At 38.7% G+C, this 17314-nt stretch carries 16 protein-coding genes and 3 pseudogenes; 8 read left to right on the top strand and 11 right to left on the bottom strand.

Going from position 1 to position 17314, the window contains the following annotated elements:
• Window positions 1-35 precede the first annotated feature (35 nt).
• From CRI9333_RS23495 to CRI9333_RS23500, 3 genes and pseudogenes are all read right to left on the bottom strand, one after another.
• Window positions 36-2125, bottom strand: a pseudogene (locus CRI9333_RS23495) (Tn3 family transposase); the annotation flags it as partial.
• Window positions 2124-2432 (bottom strand): annotated as a pseudogene (locus CRI9333_RS28655) (DUF4158 domain-containing protein); the annotation flags it as partial. The pseudogenes CRI9333_RS28655 and CRI9333_RS23495, both read right to left, overlap by 2 nt.
• A 92-nt stretch (window positions 2433-2524) precedes the next feature.
• On the bottom strand, window positions 2525-3424 hold the full coding sequence (locus tag CRI9333_RS23500) for a tyrosine-type recombinase/integrase (RefSeq protein WP_015179980.1): 900 nt from the start codon (window positions 3422-3424) through the stop codon (window positions 2525-2527).
• Window positions 3425-3505: 81 nt separating this feature from the next.
• On the opposite strand from CRI9333_RS23500, the gene CRI9333_RS23505 reads away from it, so the two are divergent.
• A complete protein-coding gene (locus CRI9333_RS23505) occupies window positions 3506-3973 on the top strand; it encodes a helix-turn-helix domain-containing protein (protein ID WP_015179979.1) in 468 nt (155 codons plus the stop codon).
• A gap of 51 nt (window positions 3974-4024) precedes the next feature.
• Here CRI9333_RS23505 and CRI9333_RS28195 read toward each other — a convergent pair.
• The 3 genes and pseudogenes from CRI9333_RS28195 to CRI9333_RS23515 all read right to left on the bottom strand — a co-directional run.
• A pseudogene (locus CRI9333_RS28195) lies at window positions 4025-4099 on the bottom strand (hypothetical protein); the annotation flags it as partial.
• Between the two features lie 642 nt (window positions 4100-4741).
• Complete coding sequence (locus tag CRI9333_RS26300) at window positions 4742-4912, bottom strand: hypothetical protein (RefSeq protein ID WP_015179991.1); 171 nt, start codon at window positions 4910-4912, stop codon at window positions 4742-4744.
• A gap of 50 nt (window positions 4913-4962) precedes the next feature.
• Window positions 4963-5544, bottom strand: a complete 582-nt coding sequence (locus CRI9333_RS23515; protein WP_015179992.1) for a hypothetical protein — start codon at window positions 5542-5544, stop codon at window positions 4963-4965.
• A 420-nt stretch (window positions 5545-5964) separates the two neighbouring features.
• On the opposite strand from CRI9333_RS23515, the gene CRI9333_RS23520 reads away from it, so the two are divergent.
• The 7 genes from CRI9333_RS23520 (at window position 5965) to CRI9333_RS23550 (ending at window position 10776) form a co-directional block, all read left to right on the top strand.
• A complete protein-coding gene (locus CRI9333_RS23520; RefSeq protein WP_015179994.1) occupies window positions 5965-6318 on the top strand; it encodes a type II toxin-antitoxin system RelE/ParE family toxin in 354 nt (117 codons plus the stop codon).
• A gap of 25 nt (window positions 6319-6343) precedes the next feature.
• The gene (locus CRI9333_RS23525) at window positions 6344-6676 is read left to right on the top strand and encodes an XRE family transcriptional regulator (protein WP_015179995.1); all 333 of its coding nucleotides are present in this window, start codon (window positions 6344-6346) and stop codon (window positions 6674-6676) included.
• Between the two features lie 299 nt (window positions 6677-6975).
• A complete protein-coding gene (locus CRI9333_RS23530) occupies window positions 6976-7578 on the top strand; it encodes a nucleotide-binding protein (RefSeq protein ID WP_015179996.1) in 603 nt (200 codons plus the stop codon).
• Window positions 7571-7894: a hypothetical protein gene (locus CRI9333_RS23535; RefSeq protein WP_015179997.1), complete on the top strand. Its 324-nt coding sequence runs from the start codon at window positions 7571-7573 to the stop codon at window positions 7892-7894. Before CRI9333_RS23530 ends, CRI9333_RS23535 begins: the two co-directional genes overlap by 8 nt.
• Window positions 7895-8875: 981 nt before the next feature.
• Window positions 8876-9826 (top strand): tyrosine-type recombinase/integrase, encoded by a 951-nt coding sequence (locus tag CRI9333_RS23540; RefSeq protein WP_015179998.1) that lies wholly within the window; start codon window positions 8876-8878, stop codon window positions 9824-9826.
• A gap of 108 nt (window positions 9827-9934) precedes the next feature.
• On the top strand, window positions 9935-10489 hold the full coding sequence (locus tag CRI9333_RS23545; RefSeq protein ID WP_015179999.1) for a hypothetical protein: 555 nt from the start codon (window positions 9935-9937) through the stop codon (window positions 10487-10489).
• Window positions 10489-10776 carry a hypothetical protein gene (locus CRI9333_RS23550; protein WP_015180000.1) on the top strand — a complete coding sequence of 96 codons (288 nt, stop codon included), beginning with the start codon at window positions 10489-10491 and terminating at the stop codon, window positions 10774-10776. Before CRI9333_RS23545 ends, CRI9333_RS23550 begins: the two co-directional genes overlap by 1 nt.
• Window positions 10777-11225: 449 nt before the next feature.
• Here CRI9333_RS23550 and CRI9333_RS23555 read toward each other — a convergent pair whose 3' ends face one another.
• From CRI9333_RS23555 to mobV, 5 genes are all read right to left on the bottom strand, one after another.
• Window positions 11226-12104 (bottom strand): effector-associated domain EAD1-containing protein, encoded by an 879-nt coding sequence (locus CRI9333_RS23555; protein ID WP_015180001.1) that lies wholly within the window; start codon window positions 12102-12104, stop codon window positions 11226-11228.
• Window positions 12105-12254: 150 nt separating this feature from the next.
• Window positions 12255-14036 carry an NACHT domain-containing protein gene (locus CRI9333_RS23560; protein WP_015180002.1) on the bottom strand — a complete coding sequence of 594 codons (1782 nt, stop codon included), beginning with the start codon at window positions 14034-14036 and terminating at the stop codon, window positions 12255-12257.
• An 80-nt stretch (window positions 14037-14116) separates the two neighbouring features.
• Entirely contained in the window at window positions 14117-14416 is a 300-nt protein-coding gene (locus CRI9333_RS23565; RefSeq protein ID WP_041227030.1) for an effector-associated domain EAD1-containing protein, read from the bottom strand.
• 91 nt (window positions 14417-14507) lie between these two features.
• Complete coding sequence (locus CRI9333_RS28200) at window positions 14508-14678, bottom strand: plasmid partition protein ParG (protein WP_015180003.1); 171 nt, start codon at window positions 14676-14678, stop codon at window positions 14508-14510.
• Between the two features lie 118 nt (window positions 14679-14796).
• Window positions 14797-17088, bottom strand: a complete 2292-nt coding sequence (gene mobV, locus CRI9333_RS25305; protein ID WP_015180004.1) for a MobV family relaxase — start codon at window positions 17086-17088, stop codon at window positions 14797-14799.
• Window positions 17089-17314 lie beyond the last annotated feature (226 nt).

Raw genomic sequence — 17314 nt, forward strand, 5'->3', positions numbered from 1 at the left:
GCGCAAAGCCTTGTCAGTTATGAATTTCAGAAATTTTATTCAATTGGCAAAACAATAGCTTGCTCCCAAGACGGCGGAACGTTCTGCAAATCCACCACATAATCCCCATAACGTTTGATCTGCCTAGTCAAATAAGGACTCAAACTTGCTAACAAATCCCGGTTAATCTTGTACCCTTCAGCACTTAACTGCTGCACAATCTGCGAAATATCCACAGCATTCTGGAGAATTACCGCACTCGCTACTAAGTCAAGATACTTAACCCGCTTTTCCTGCTCGCTAGGATCATTCTCCGTAATCACCCCATCCTTACCAAAAAATAGCCAGTCTAAAAAACCGTGATAACTTTCTACCTTATTGGTACAGGCAGTAATCTCCTGACGTAGCCCGCAATCTGAAATATATTCCAACAAAAACATTGTGCGAATCACCTGTCCCAAACAGCGAAAAGCCTGATAAAGACGATTTTGCGACTGTAACTGCCCAATTTGCGTAAAATAGTCGATGGCATCAGTTTACCCGCCTTAATCGACAACACCACACGCATCAAATCTTGCCAGTGGGTGTGAATTAGCTTCCAATCCACTACCCCTTTGAACAATGGGTCAATATACTCATAAACATCTTGTGAACTAGGGCGTAAGAAAGTATAGTCCTGCCAGTTACGGATACGCGGCATTAACTTAATTCCTAACAGATAGGAGAGAGCAAACACCGGAGCCGATTGTCCCTGAGTATCAGCGTGCAGAGTTGAGGGCTGAATATCTGAGGTATTTTTGAGCAATCCATCTAAGATATAAACTGCTTCCCAAACGCCACAATTAATAAAGTGGGTGAACAGCGCGATGTAAGTATCCGAAACATGATGATAAGCAATCCCACCATAACCGCCATAGCGAATGTGGTACTCGCTTAACAAATTGTTCTCGTAAATCTCAAACTTACTACCGTCCGCCGCCGCTCGTTGTCCTGTTCCCCAACAAGAAGGCAATTGCAGTTGATTATAAGCATTGATCATATCCCTGATTGCTGCTTGCAACTTATCAGCAGTGATATGACGACGGTGAATGTAAGACAGCATATGGCTGGTAATTCCGCCTCGGCAGTGACGAGCCGTTTGGTTAGGCCCCAAATTGCAACCATAGCCAAAAGTCGTCAGGATATAACGTGTGCCTGCTTGAGTTAATTTCGCTTCCGACCCCGATATCGGGCCAAAATGGCGAGTCCAATGTAACCAATGCTCGACATTGCATAAAATATCCAATAAACTGCGTTCCGGCAATCGTTGTAAAATAGCTGATTCTAATTGGAAAGCCTCTTCAGATTGGGGTTGAGTTACAAGCCGCTTGAGTACAGGTTCTCCCTCCCTGTTAATTGTTATCTGGTCACTATTAGAACAAATTTGGTCTACTTCACGAGCCAGGAGCGTCAACTTTTGTTGAAGATATTCCACAAATTGAACACTATCGGCGGGAATTTCCAACGACTGACAGTATTCTTCCACCAGAGAAGAACATTCAGACCAAGGTAAAAGTTGTTCTCGGAAATCTGCATAATTTTCCGACCCCACTACGCAAGCATCGCCAGTCTTCAACTCAGAAGCCAAATGCACAAACAAGCAAATTTCTAGCTGAGTTCGGACTAGGACTTCTGTATCTCCTTGTTTCGTTACCACCAATCGTCGCCAAGCATCGTTGATAAAACTCAAATCAATAGTCGCAGGCAACCACTTGGCACGACGGTGTTCCTGTTCAAGTACAAAAGCCATTGCATCAATCACAGATTCATCGGCAGAAGTAGAGCGAATATCTAACGACCTAACTAACTCGAATAACAGCTTACGGTAGCGGCTATAGAATCGCCATAACAAAGGTAAGTAATTATGACTGTTGTAAGCAGTAATCTCTTCGCACTGCTGCAATAGTAAAGCTGTACCACCATGAACCTGTAAAACCGACTGGACTTGACTTCCTAAAGTCATCGCATCAGGAGTTTCATCGGAGGCTGTTAAAATTTCTGCCAACACTCCTAATAGAGATTGTGTCTGGGTTAAATGCTGTTCCCGCGGTTCGATCATAAGGCTTGACACCCAAGTAAGTCCTAATCGCTTGTTGATAATAACGTTTTGAGCGAACTGAAGGAATAGCCGATACCTTAACGCTGAGATTGAGGCATTTCCGCAAATGAGCAATGATAGCCGTCGGAACTGATTCTATGTCTGTGAAATAACCCAATCGTTGAAACGATTTCAGCATTACCATCAGTGCCAGCAATCCTGTTGGTGTTCGTACATTAGAGCGCACAAACTTAATTTCTTCTGTTGTTGGGGTATACAGTTCCGCCAGTTCCTTAGCCGAAGGTAAAGGTTTGAACTGTGGATAAGCAGTACGCTCAATTGATGTAATGGGGGATAGTCTCCAACTCTCACTCAGCTAGTACAGAGTATAATATCTACTCAGCATTTCTACTCAATTACCCAGAAAATCACCGGAAAAACTCGCGCTCTTTTTGTCCAAATTAACAATTAAATATTATTGTTGATTAAATAATTAAGTGCTTGTTTCGCTACATATTCTGACCGGGCTGATGTCACTTTTTGGTAACGTAATGTTGTCTGGATATTGGCGTGTCCCATCAAAGCTCTTAGTTCTTCAATTCCCATTAATCCTACTCGTTCTGTAGCAAATGTATGTCGTAAATCATGCAGACGTATACCAGCTAGCTCTGGTACAGGTTTAATTAATTCAGCCCAGTTTTTATGAACGGTACGATAGCTTAAACGGGTAACTTTATAACTACAAGGATGTTGAGCGGTAAATAATGCCGATATAGAGCTTTTGTGGCGATAATAACGCAAATAATGTTCTAAAGCTACTTGAGCATCTTCACTATAAAAACACCAACGTGACTTATTACCTTTACCAACCACGTAGAATTTGTGATTGCTCAAATCTATGTCAGTAAGGTTGAGGGCTAAAACTTCTCCAATCCTAGCTCCACTGCGGTGTAGGAGTTTTACCAATGCACGCATTCGGCTATCGGATGCCACTACCTGATACAGTAATTGAATTTGAGTAACGGTGAGATAACGAATTACTTCATCGGCTAAATGTTCGCCTTTTTTCGGATCAGGTTTTCGCCGTCGCAGCCGAGCGATAGGATTAACTTTAATGTAACCTTGTTCAACAGCGAAATTGAATAAAGCTTGAATAATTGCTTGATGTCGATGATGGGTAGTATAGGCTAAATTATCTAAGCTATCTAAATATTCAGTTAGTGCCTTTCGGCTGAGAATTTCTACAGGCATTCGCCCATATTCTTGCAATAAAGGTATTAATGTTCCTTCGTAAGAGCGAATAGTGTTTGGGGCTAATCCCTGTCTTTCTAAAAATTGAGTAGTTACTGTAGCTAAAGATACAGACACTTGGTGGAAATTATTTTAATAAACGATTTATTAACTTTAAAAGATTGACGTAGAACCAACAGTTAATTAAAACACATTTTTATGTCGATTTCAGAACATACTAATTTGCCCCAAGAACAAGAAACCTTAGCTAGTTTTGTGCAACGAGTGCGTGCTAGTTTAGGGTTGAGCCAACACGAAGTTGCGCTGAAGGCTGGAATTCATTTGCAAAGTTTGGGAAAAATTGAACGAGGTCTAACTTCGCGGTTAAATTATAAAACTCTCAATGGGTTGGCATTGGCTTTGCAAACCCCAGTTGAGTATCTTGATGCTGTGAGTAAGGGATTACCACTTGCTGCAACTACAGAATTAAAATTTTGTCCACACTGCTGGACTCCCGGTACTGCTCCCGATCCACTTTGGACTCATGCCCGTGCTAAATTTTGTTGCTTTTGTGGTTTTCAACTGATCAATCGTTGTCCTAGCTGCTCTGAACCCATCTCATCAATGAAATTTCGCTTCTGTCCTTTTTGTGGGTGTTCTTATAAAGCTAAAACCACTGCTGGTTAAGGCTTTGCGCTTTTATATTGCACTTTTTTACACGTATCTCGGCTCAACGCCGGAATAGATGCAGGTAGATTTCTTTTCAACGTGCCAATAAATCATCACTCCTCGACCACCATAACGCAGATGATACTGGCTCAGTATATAATAGGTAAAGGCTGAAACCTAAACAGGGCAAAGGCTTCAACTACTGGTTGCCCCTGGTTGCACGAACCTTCTATTTACGCCAATCGCAATTATCGGGAAAAAACATTCTTTTAATCCTCTAGAACTGTGGAGCGATAGCAATAACGTAACATCCGAATAACAATCGTTTCCAAAAGATCTTCCCTTGCCGTTAAGATACATCATCTGTATCATTACAGGGGTTAGCTTGGACTGAATTCACAAATCTAGACCCTGCCAACGATAGTGACGGAACACATAGAGATAACAGACATAATCAGGGAAATGCTTTCCCGACATGGAATCAATGAAAATTATTAGAGGATAATAATTATGAACCCTAATTTTCAACAAGTAATAAATAGATTCATCGCTCGAATATAAAGCTTAAAGTTTAGTTTTCAGCTAATAATAAATACCATTTTTATAGAAATTACTGAGAGAAGAACTTTATTTGTACATTGTGATGGAATTGTTTACAGTCAATATATAAATGTATGCAAAGAAAACAAGGTTGATTTATTAAATTGTCAAATTTGGAAAAAATTAGAAGTTACTGAAGAATATTTTAATAACGCTTATGATTACATATTTGAAGTAGGAGTGAAATTAGCTCATACTATCTGGAGAAAAATCAGATTTACTTAAACCAGAAGTATCCTCACCAGGACGAATACATTGCATCTTGCACTTACGACAGCGCCACTGGGCTTGTTCTTTTATAGATAAGGCTATTTCATACCAATTTTTAGGGTAACGTTGAGGGTTAGAAGACATCATCGTTAGAAAAAAGTGCCAATATTATGCAAGGATTAAAAGCTAATTTACCATTACAGTTTATTAGTTTTGGTTGCTGTGGGAGATAATACTTTATTAATGGCTTTATCTAAAATATCAACATCATTATTAGGGCAAACAAACGTTTGAGTGTTCTTCACCAGTTCTCGTTTAGGCAGCTTGCCATGCCGTTCCTTATAATCCTCATTGACATACATTTCAACGTGCAAAATTTGATCAGCACTTACCGTTAATCCTAAATGTTTTGCTCTTGCTTTGATTGTCCAAAATAATGGTTCTTGAGGTAACTTAGTTTTCTGACTGTTAGGACTTCTTTGAGTTTTAGTTGTGGTTAAATCTTTACTTTGAAAATTAGTTAGATAGTTATCTATATATTCAGGTAAATGTTGTTCTAGGTACAATGCAACGCAACTTTGTACTTGTTCACTTATATTAGGTTTACCTAGAATGCCATCAAAATTATCCAACTTCCCCTCAAGGTACAAGGAAATACATTGCGTGAGTGTGGCTGTAGCTGTTGTACCTTCTTCTTGACATCGGTGGAGAAATTTACCCCATAACTCAGAATCACAGTTAAAGGTAGCCAGCTTTTTATTCTGCCCTGTATTAGTCATATATAAGTGATATAGGTCTATATAGATGAAAGCTGTTGAGATTTTACTATATATGTTATATATACAAACCTATATTTTAATTTGTGACCAACATTTAATAGTAGCCAAAATTAATCCTTTAAAAAACTTAACTCAATTCCCCAATCGGGGTAATCCCACGTTGATGGCACTCATTGATCAGCTTGTTATTTGAAAAATCTGCATAATTTAGCTTGAAGGACTATTTGTGCTGCTGTTGGTGTGATTGGGTGTAAATTTGATTTTGTGCAGGTTATCGGTCAATCTCACGGGAGTTTTTGGGAGAGGGTTGTAGTGCAAGACTAGAGCAATAATTGTCTTACTCGTGTGAGTTAGTGCAAGACATTTAGTTACATAAAAGTGGTGGTAGCCTGATTATGCGTTTGAGTGCATAATAAATGTATGAACTGGGTTGTTGAGTTCCATGAAGATTTTGAGCCAGAGTTTGATGAGCTACTTCCTGAAGTGCAGAATGAATTGCTTGCTCGTGCCAGTCTGTTGGAAGCATTTGGGCCAACACTAGGACGACCGAATGTTGATACACTCAACGGCTCACAGTACACCAACATGAAGGAATTGCGGTTTGAAGCGGCTGATGGTGTTTGGCGCGTTGCGTTTGCTTTTGATCCAAAACGTCATGCGATCTTGTTGATAGCTGGTGACAAGTCTGGTGTAAGTGAAAGCCGTTTTTACAAGCAACTCATTAAAAAAGCAGATGCTCGGTTCAAAAAGCACTCTTTGCAAATTAAAGATTAATAACGCGGGTGAGGTGAGGGTAGATATGGCAACAACTTTGAAGGAAAAACTGGAACAGTTGCCTCATGAGCGACGCGCTCAGATCAACAAACGGGCAGCCGACCTAATAGCATCCTATATGACACTACAAGAGCTTAGACAAGCACTTAAACTTACACAGGAGAAAGTAGCACAACTCCTGAACATAGACCAGGCAAATGTTTCAAGACTGGAGAACCGTAGTGATTTAATGCTCTCGACTTTGCGAGAATACGTTGCAGCGATGGGGGGCGACTTACAGCTTGTTGCCAAGTTTCCGGATCGTCCGCCTGTTACTTTAGTTGGGATTCAGGATATTAAGGAACCAAAAGAACATTGAATTTATCAGCACTTCCTGCTCTACAACAAGGGTGGCATAAAGAGTATCAGCACTTTTATCAAGTGATTTAATGGTATTCGATTTGCTCAATCAATATTTTTTTTGGCGTAGGGAGCGATCGCTCCCTTTTTAAGTAGACCCATCTTAAGTAGTGTTGCTGCATAACCTTTTAGTACGCTTGTCAGACTAAGACTTTCCTACTTTCTTGCAAAAACAATGGATAAGTGTTATCTGTAAAACCAGATAACCATAAACCTTGTTAACCAAATTACCAGATAACCAGCAAACCAGATTACCAGATGAAGATTTTAACTGTCACTGGATACAAAGGCGGTATATCGAAATCGACAACTGCCATACACATTGCGACATTCTTCAGCGATATTGGGAAAACCATTCTGGTAGACTCTGACCCAAATCGCACTGCCCTAGCATGGTCGAGTCGGGGGAGCCTTCCTTTTACTGTGGCTGATGAGCGACAAGCAATGAAGTTGATTTCGGGTAATGATTTTGTAGTGATTGACACTCCAGCCCGACCAGACTCAAGTGACTTAAAAGAGTTGGCAAAAGGTTGTGACTTACTCATCTTGCCAACGATTCCAGATGTCGTGAGTTTGGAACCGATGTTAAAAACGGCAAGCGATTTAGGTGCAGCAAACTACAGAGCTTTACTGGTAATAGTTCCTCCATCACCTAGTAAAGAAGGAGCAGCAATACGCTCCGAACTTATAGATAACGGTATTCCTGTTTTCAAGACGATGATTCGCCGCGCTGCTGGATTTCAAAAAGCTGCTTTTGAAGGTGTCCCTATTAGAGACGTTTCTTCCTCAAAAGCAAGGGTTGCATGGTTAGATTATCTAGCACTTGGCAAGGAAATTATGGAGGTTTTAGGAAATGACTAATTCTAAATATGGGGATTTGATTCGCAAAGCGAGAGAAACAGATAGCCAAGAAGTTTCTGAACCAGATAACCAGATTACTAGCCGGCCTGTAGAGCAAACCGAGGGTGATCCAGAAAACCAGAATGCCATCAAACAAGAGAATCAGTTAGCAGTAAAACCAGATAACCAGAATGAGCGAGAACGAGAAGTCAACCTTTGTGTAAAAGTGCCTGAATCACTTAGACGACATTGGGCAGCAGAATCTAAGCGGCACGGAATAACAATGACGGAAGTAATAATTCAGGCTCTTAAAGAGCGTTTCGGTTCGCCCAATTGAAAACCCGATGCTGAGTTTTCAATTAGGCGAAAGTAGTGTTAATTGCTATTCAAACCTTGATAAAAAGTCTGTAGATCTTTATAAGCAGTGTAAACCAAGTGTGTTTTTTTTCACTTTGAACAGTTGAGTGTGCCATAGCTAGATTGCTGTGGAACAAGTAATTAAGATGCAGTAGAACTGTCAGAAATTGTAGTGCAGTAATCAGTTGAAGTGCAGCAAGGAGTAAAGTGCTTTATGTAATACTTAATTAAAATAACTGAGAATGTTGGGCGGTTTTTGGGTAGCAAGCGCGGCTTATTTTTCGAGATTGTTATTTAATGTTAAACAAGCGTGAAAACTCATACTTGTAAACCTGCTATCGCAGATTAAAAAAGGTGCAATTTTTTCACTTTAAACAGTGTGTGTCATTCTTAAGTGCAGCAAGGAATCAAGATGTAGCAGAACTGTCAGAAAGTGCTACAACAAGGCAGTAATCAGTTGCAATGCAACAAGGCAGTCCTAAAGTGCAGTGCAACAAGGGAAAAAGAATTTCAACAATCACGGTACTTTTTATTAGGCACCACGATAGGGGTGCGTTAGTACCTGCAATCCGCGCGTAATAGACTATAAATAATACGCGCGTATTGTATCTAGTTTTAACTGTATAACACTTCTAACAGACTGGTGCAACACTAATTTATCTGCCAAAACAAATTTGTTAGCAAGGTATAACACTGGTAACAGACTGATATAAGACCAAGTAGAAATAGTTAAGTGCTATCGCACTTTTCCAATGACCCCTCAGAAAAACTGCCTTCAGATTGAGCTATAACCGCACTCAAATCAAATTTACGACCAATCATAACAACGGGTAGCAGAACAGTCCTTACAGCTTAATTCCTCACAATACTCCCTCTTTCGAGCGAGCGAACTTTAGCTCTTTGTAGCATTGTCCAAATAAATATTGCGAGGGCGGTTAAAAGCGATCGCCAGGGAGCGAAGATGAAAGATAATTCGTCTTCTGTTTCATCTTTTTGTCAAAAGATTATGGCAGCTATTTTAAAAGTTTTAACAGATCAACCGAAACCTTTGGCTAAAGTTGACCATGATGCGAAACTGCTTGAGCTTTGGTTACATGGGAAAAGCCTTGAAACTCAAAAGGCTTATATCCGTGACATTAAATCGTTTTTAAATTTTGTCTCTCAGTCTATTGTTAGTGTGACGCTTACTGATATCCAGAACTGGGATAATCAGATGATTGAGTTGCATCTGGCTTCTGCTACACGTGCTAGGCGTTTATCTGCGGTTAAGTCTTTACTCAGTTTTGGCTGTAAGATTGGGGTGCTACAGGTGAATGTCGGTCTCCCAGTTAGTACACCAGCTATTAAGGATACGATCGCGGAACGTATTTTAACTGAGGCGGAATGGTTACAAATTATTACGAACGAACCGAATAGAAAACATCAGTTGATGCTGCAAATGCTCTATGAAACTAGGGCTAGGGTGCGTGAGTTTTGTGCTTTGAAGTGGAAGGATTTTAGAGATAAAGGCGACGGTACAGCAACGGTGACTTTGTTTGGGAAGGGTGGTAAAACTCGGACTGTGACGATTACTCCTGAATTATGGACGGCGCTACAAGCTATCAGAAATGGTGCGATTGGTAATGCTCCTGTTTTTCTCAGCCAACGGAAAAAACAGTATAGTACTGTGCAGGCGTGGCGTATTGTCAAAGCGGCTGGTGAACGTGCTGGTATTAACGGTATTTCTCCTCACTGGCTCAGGCATACTGGGGCAACGCATCAGTTAATGAATGGTTCTCCTATTCACGTCCAGCAGCGTGAACTGGGACACGCGGGGCTTGATGTTACTAGCCGTTATCTGCACTTAATTCCTGGTGAGTATGGTGCGAAGTATACGCGGGTCAGACTACCAATGCCTCAACAAGAGAAGTGAGATTTATTAATAATGGTGAATTGAGTATTACCAAAGCGGTAACAAGAGCGTTAATTCCATGTCACTATAGTATTTATGCGGCGTGGGCATTATTAGGAGGCAATACGAGTGACCGACGTAGCACTTCAACTCAATCCTTACTTGATAGCTCGTTTACTAGAAGTAGATGAGAAACTTCCTGATAGGAAAATAAGCGTTTATTCTATTACACGAAAGCAGCTTAGAGAGTTAACATTTTTAGTTCACAAGTTGGCATTGATAGTTAAGGAACAATGGGATGAACTACCAATTGAGAAAAAGAACTCAATTAAAAATTTGTTAACCATTAGAAATTCAGCCAATATTACCAGTAAAACTAGCTTCAATTTATTTGCCCAAATCATGGCGTTTTTAAAATTGTTGTGGTTAGAGGTAAGGTTAGGAAACAAACAAATTTCTGCTTTTGAGGAAGCTATAGATAATTTAGAACGTAACTTATTGGAGCAAATACAATCTGATAGTGCTACCAAAGTTATTACTAAAAATGATTGGCTGGTTTATAATCAAGAAGCTTTAGCATCTGTAGAGCGTGGTTTAGAACAAGCAGCATCTAACCAGGGGCGGTATCTAGGCTCTTTTGCTCAGTATGCGGATTTGGACGTAGATGATGAAGTGGAAGATTAGTGCAATTCAGATTATTACTTGAACCGGAAGCTGAGTCAACACTGAATTCTCTTAAAGAGTTAGAGCCAAAAAAATACAAAAAAGTCTTAAAAACGCTTGGTCTTTTGGAGTCTAACCCCCGTCATCCTGGTCTGAATACACACAAGTATGATGATTTAACTGGCCCAAATAAAGAGATAGTTTTTGAAGCGTATGTCGAAAATCGAACACCAGGGGCTTTTCGTGTTTTTTGGTATTACGGCTCAAAAGGTGTAATAAATGTATTAGCTATCACGCCTCATCCGTAAGTTAAGCCACGAAGAGCATTTACGTTCTGATACTGGGTCAGGTGTGCGATCGCAGCAGAGGGAAATATAAACTTCAAAATGTCAGACTAGCGCCAGTCTGGAACACTTGATAAATCAACGTTTTCGATTTTCTCATCAGCCGGAGTGCAGAGTATAGGCTATACTCTGCCGTGTTTACGCTCGTGTTGACAGGGAACAAGTGCGTAGATCAGAGAAAATGGTTGGAGTTTTTACTAGATAAGGGTTTAAATGGCTACTTTGCGGCTAGTGTCAGCTTCGCTATTTCTGCGCCAATTGGATTGATGAAAGTAGCTTGAGGCAACATAGCGCAAACTTTGTGAGTAGCCCAGGTAACTTAATTTATGACCAAATAGATGCCTCTAGGAACCGATCTTAGTGTTAAGAAACATTTCGCTAACGGGATCGTACTCAATTGTTAAAAAAATGTCTTAGAATTTTTTCAATATAGGTATTGCTCCTTGTGAAATGTCTTCCAATTTTATTGCCACTATACCTTCATTGAAAGCTCTCTGATAAACATTTTGGCTGGCTGAAGTTTTGTAACCCAACCCATCATAAAAACCTTGAGAAAAGGCGATCGCTGCTTTGTCTTGGATTGAATTGTTCATGCCAATTACATAATTAATATGCTGCTTAATCGCTTCAGCAGATTGTTCTGAGTAACAGGCATTAAGCAGAACACATTTAACACAATCAGTATGTGATTCAAATAGCGATGCTAAACCTTGCGGTGTAACTAGCTTATTGTTCCCCCCATCATCCTCTAATAGCAAGCTACCATCTTTCTCCCCATGTCCACAAAAGTGAACTATTTGAGGTTGTTCCTCTGCGATCGCCCTCCGAATATCCTGGGGGCGTACAGCAGTTCTGACTTTAATTTCAAATAAATCTCGATTAGTAGCTCGTCGTATAGCTTCTTCAATTTCTCTAATCTCTTTATCTAAACGCAGACCGTGGGGAATTGCTGCTAAAATCAGAATTTTTTGTCCTTGATTACTTGGTTTTTGAGAAATGTTAGAAGGGGTTTCTGGTTCGTGATTTGACAATAGGGTTTCAGCGATAGCTTTCAATGTTGGATTTCCAGGGTTTGAATCACACGCAGCACGAACTAAATCTTCAACCCATCCCTGAGAATTAGCGGTTTGTATTAATTTAAAGACAATATCTTGTAAACTCCCTTCGCAAGCAATAACTCTTAATTTTTTATCTAATTCAAATGTCAACATTTGCTCTAAGGATGCTGTGCTAGGAAAAGCATCAATTAAAGCTTCTTGTAATTTTTTACGCTGCTGACCAGATAAATTCATAATTTTTAGACAATCTATTTTTATAACTTTAATTTTTGAAAAATGATTATTACTAAACTGTAGTCTTGTTAAATTATCCTATTACTACTTAATTAAACTATAACTCACTACTTAGTTTTATATAGTTATTTATTAAAAAGTTGTGATAAATTAACGTGTATCTATTGTACCAAAATGTTTTTGAAGTAATGGATGGATAAATCTGTAACGTCCACCTTCACGCTTTAAAAACCTCTGTTTAGTAGCATAATTTATAAATCTAACATAACGCCAAGGCATATCTCCATAAAAGGCAATAATGATACGTAAAGTAAAATGTTGAATGCAAGCTAGTAGTCCACCAAATAATCCACCAAATAGCATTCCGAGCAACCCAAAACTTTTTCCAAAAGAAATCAATTCATAAGCTTTCATCGTTTTCTCTGAACCTAGTTCTGAACCTAGTAACCCAAAAAAACATCCTAGCATAAATAATGATACACCATATATCAAAGCAACCAAAAAACCGTTAACTGCTGATTTTTTAATGCCTTGATTAACTACTTTTATTTCTTCCAAATCAATAATCTCACCTCGTAGTCCAACAAGTGATTCACGAAGTGCGGCTGTGGGAGCCATGAAGAACCCAACAATTCCTGTAAAACAAGTTTTTAAAACTGAATTTATTGAAGAAGCTTGCCAAATAGAACTCATCGGTATCAAGTCATCAATTCGCTCATAAAAAGATCTAAAATTAGCAACAAATGCACCTAACAACCTGTCTTTTATATTTGCGTATCTTAGTGCATCTAATATTTCTTTAAAAGGCATTTTTAGAGTTTCAACTGGCTTAATATCTGGATTTAAAACACTGATTATAAAACCAAATATCATACTTAATATAGGCAATAATATCAATCTAACTACACTATCTGTTAAAGGTATATATATTAATAATATGATTGGATAAGTAATTATTCCAACTATTAACGTAATCATAGAATGATATATTATTCTATGATTTTTTTGGGTTAACAAAACATTAGGTTGAATCTTTTCTATAAATAAATAATTATTATTTTTATTGGTAAAATCTGTAGCTATTTTTTTTAGCCATAATTTCGCCTTTTCGTTTCTGATTATTTTATCCTCTTCTAACTTTTGTTGAATATATCTATCAAATAAAAATCGTAGACATTCTAACTTATCATCGTAAAAGCGTGTCCAAATTTCTATAGTGGAATTTTCTTCATCAAGCATTAGCATAATAGATAAAAATAATGGATTTTTTATTAATTCTAAAATATTCGGACTATCTTGAATATGTATCCATAATTTAGAACGCCCTATATCAACCAAATAGTTATGAATTTGTACTTCAGTTAAAGGATGTAAATAAATTGCTCCATTAAGTTTCAGGGAAGGATTGCTTATATACCCATTTATACAACTACATACAATTAAGTAATCTGGTCTGGATTGACTAGATAAAAAAGAATTAATAGCTGTAATACATTTCCTCTGCCGAGATATATCTACTTGATCTAGGTCATCTAACAACGGTATAATTTTAGAATTATGGAGTAGATGCAATGCATTTTCAGGAGTAATGCTATAATGCTTTTCTAATTCGCTCACTAACCATTCTTCGATATTCTGGTTCTCCCAAAATGAAAGACTGAATCTCACGGGAATAGGTGCGCTTAAATCATTTTGAGCTTTATTAACAAGATACTTAGCTATTTCTAATAAAGTTATAGTTTTACCAGAGCCCGGTTCACCAATAATCAGTAGACGGCCTGTATGTTCAAAAAAAACTTCTATTATATTCTTTTCGTAAGGCGGATAAGGGCTAGATTTACGTAATGAGTGAAAACTTTGTTGACTTGTTTGCCAAATTAAATTTGGCTGTGATTGTTTTAATAAATTAATCTGTTTACCATTAGGCAGCAATGAGCAGAGTAAATCATCAATTTTTCTACTAGTAGTGTTGAGTATGTCATTCCGAATGCGATCTTCTTGTTGTGGTTTTGCTAATTTTCTGTTGTTATCAACTTTTTTTTTTCTATTACAATCTCTTGGGCAATAGCTTGTAAGTTTGAGTTGCCAGGATTTGATTTATATGCAGAGGCAACTAAATCTTCAATCCATCCTTGAGAATCTGCTGATTTTATTAACTGAAAAACAACAACTTCTAAATTAGCTCCTGTAGCGATTACATCTAAATCTCTATCTAATTCAAATAATAACATTTGCTCTAGTGATGCTTTATTAGGAAAAGCATCAAGTAAAGCTTTTTGTAGCTTTTTATATTGTTGACCTGATAAACTCATATTTTTCAAGACAATCTACATTTAGAAGTTAGAGTGAGTTGGAAACTTTTCTGGCAGGTTTGAAGGCATGACTGAATTACCTTATTACTACTTAACTACCTTTTTTAGTTAGAGGAATAAATTCAATGTCAAAAGAGTGAGGATCGTTAGCCTTTAACCATTGCTCAATAAGTTCTGCCACAACTTGGCTCATTTTTAGTCCCCGTAGAGCACAAGCCACATAGAATCGTTTTTTGAGGTCGTCCGCGATACTAATGTGCATAGCTAGGGCGGTTTTGTATCTTTATTAAAGATTATATAGCTAATTCCGCTTAAAACTAGATTTTTAATTCCTTAGAAATTTCTACAGGTGGGAAGTACCGCGTCATGGAGTTTTGCACTTACAATTCCATCTGTGACTCTTGCTGTGACTGGTATTGGGCGATAAGTTGCATTTGTTCTGCCTGACGCTTTCGCTCTTGCTCTTGTAAGATACCATTCCAACCAGCCTCATTCAGTTCTATTTTATGACTTTTTGGTAAAGCTTTCATTATTTCATTAGCAAGTTCCTTACCATCTTCATCACCTTTTAAACTTACTACAACGTTCTCCTCAAGCTTCTGTAGAACTTCTATAGGGAGGAAGTCTACATTTTCAGTACTGAGGTATAGAGTACTGTTTTGACCAAAACTAGGGTCTAACGCAATTCTAGAAATTGTTTCGATTGGGTCACTGGTAAGGATTGCGTCATTAATAGGTAAGTCATTTTGTGGAGGTATCCAGAAGAAACTAGGTTCTCCATTTACTTTCTGCTCAACTTCTGGATCAAGGTTTAAATCCCGCCATATATTTGATTCACTTTCAGGGTCAAATACGCAAACACCTGTTTCAATATTTTCTCTTGTACGCAAAGTGAACACAGCCATACCTTCATTATTAGCGTAGACCCATCCTTTTTCGTGCAGCCCATCGAGGAGATCACTTGGTAAGCAGCATTCTTCAATTAAGTACGATCGTAGAGGTTGCCAATTCTCTTCGATTGGATCAACATTTACTGATTCATCATCAGTTTGATCATCATCATCCTGGTAAGGCTCAGTTGGAACAGTTTGATCACTTAGATAAGTTGGGTCATGTTGAACAGTTTGATGTTGAACAGTTTGATTAGTTGGGTCAGTTGAGTCAGTTTGATGTTGAACAGTTGGAACAGTTGAGTTAGTTTGATGGTTAAAACTTGAGGCATTTTCGGGTGCGGTAGCATCATTTGATTGCAACTCATTAGGTGCGGTAGCGCCCATGTTTTCCTGTGCAATACTTTCCTTAAACAAAGCTCTCGCTTCATCTGATAGCAACTCATTGAATATGGGATTTTCGCTATTTTCTATGAAAATATTCCTAATTCGTTGCTCTTCTGCACGTTTATACTCTATTAATTGAGCATGATGAAGTGCTTCTTCCGCTGCTCGTTTTGCTCGAACAAGAGAGACTTGTTCACGGTGCTGTTGTAATATCCATTCTTGATCAAAATCATCTGGAACAGCAAAAATATCGGCGTAATTTAATTTCTCATCATCATCATTAGTAGCTTCATCACTATTAGCAGCTTCATCATTACCACTTTCAAGCTCTAGTTCTAATTCTGGTAGTGATGGTAGTTGCCCAGGTAATTCTAATTTCTTAGTGTGGGTTGGAGCGATCGCACCAATAGTCTCGTTATTATCATCGTCATCGTCATCGCCATCAGTTGAACCAGTTGCAGTTGAGTTTTCTAAATTCTGACTGGTTATAACTGGTGGACGAGTAGAAGCTGTTTCTATAGCATCATCAAGTACCAATTGTTTAACTTGTGATCGTAATTTAATCACCTCTGACTCTAATTCATCAACCCGTTGCTCTAACTTCTGCCTCTCTTTTTCACTAGCTCTTGCTGTGCGCTCCATTTCCTCTTTCTGTTTTATAGCCTTAGAATAATCGCTTAACTGATGATTGATTATGTCAAGGCTAGGCTGTAAATTCTCAATTACTCGTTCCTTGTACTCGGCTGCACCCTCATTCTTTAATGGTTGGGGTAACTGCTCCTCTAGATCTAGGTTTAAGGAGTTTCGATTAACATCGCTGTAATACTGTTTAACTTCCGTATAAGTAGCTTGACTACCTTTAATGCCTCGTTCTAGTCCTAAAGGTTTTACTGCTTCTGCATAACTGTCTTGCAGTTTTGATAATGTATGCCTACTGCCACCAAACAATGCTCGACAGTTCAACTTTCCTTGATCATCCAACGGCACTAGATAAGCATGGATGTGAGGGGTAGATTCATCCAAGTGTAGTTCTGCACTAACTACTCTGTCTTGATACTGTTCCTTGAGCCAATCAACCGATTTCTTAGTCCAAGCTTCTAACTGCTCCTGCTCGTAAACTCCAGCACTTGATGGCTCATCGGGTCTAAAGTATTCAGGACTAGCACTCAGCAACATTTCTACTGCTAAAACTGCATTCTTGCGAATAGTCTGGTCGCCAATTTTGTCTAGTACCATCGTGGCTAGGTCTGGGTCATTTGGCTGACCAATCACACGGATGTTATCTACTGCTGGATCGGCGTTTAGTGTTTCCCGTTCCCTAGTGGTATGGTATACGCTTCCAGCAAGATCGCCCCAACTTTTAATCTTTTGGATTCTGCAAATGCCGTATGCCATTAATGTTTTGACTGCACTGCTACCTTAAAATGCCTTGTGTAATAGCACTTTTTTTACTATCCAAGGACATAAGTAATGGTGTGATTTGGTTGTAGTTGCGATCGTCATCCATGCACTTGCACAGTATTTTCCACTTTCGATGTGCAGGTACGATGGGCTTTGGTTACTCAAAGTGTGCGATAGCATACTGTTTTTGCAGATATTGAGCCATTAGTGTAGTGCAGTA

It is taken from the genome of Crinalium epipsammum PCC 9333 (assembly GCF_000317495.1).
GTDB classification, from domain to species: Bacteria; Cyanobacteriota; Cyanobacteriia; order Cyanobacteriales; family PCC-9333; genus Crinalium; species Crinalium epipsammum.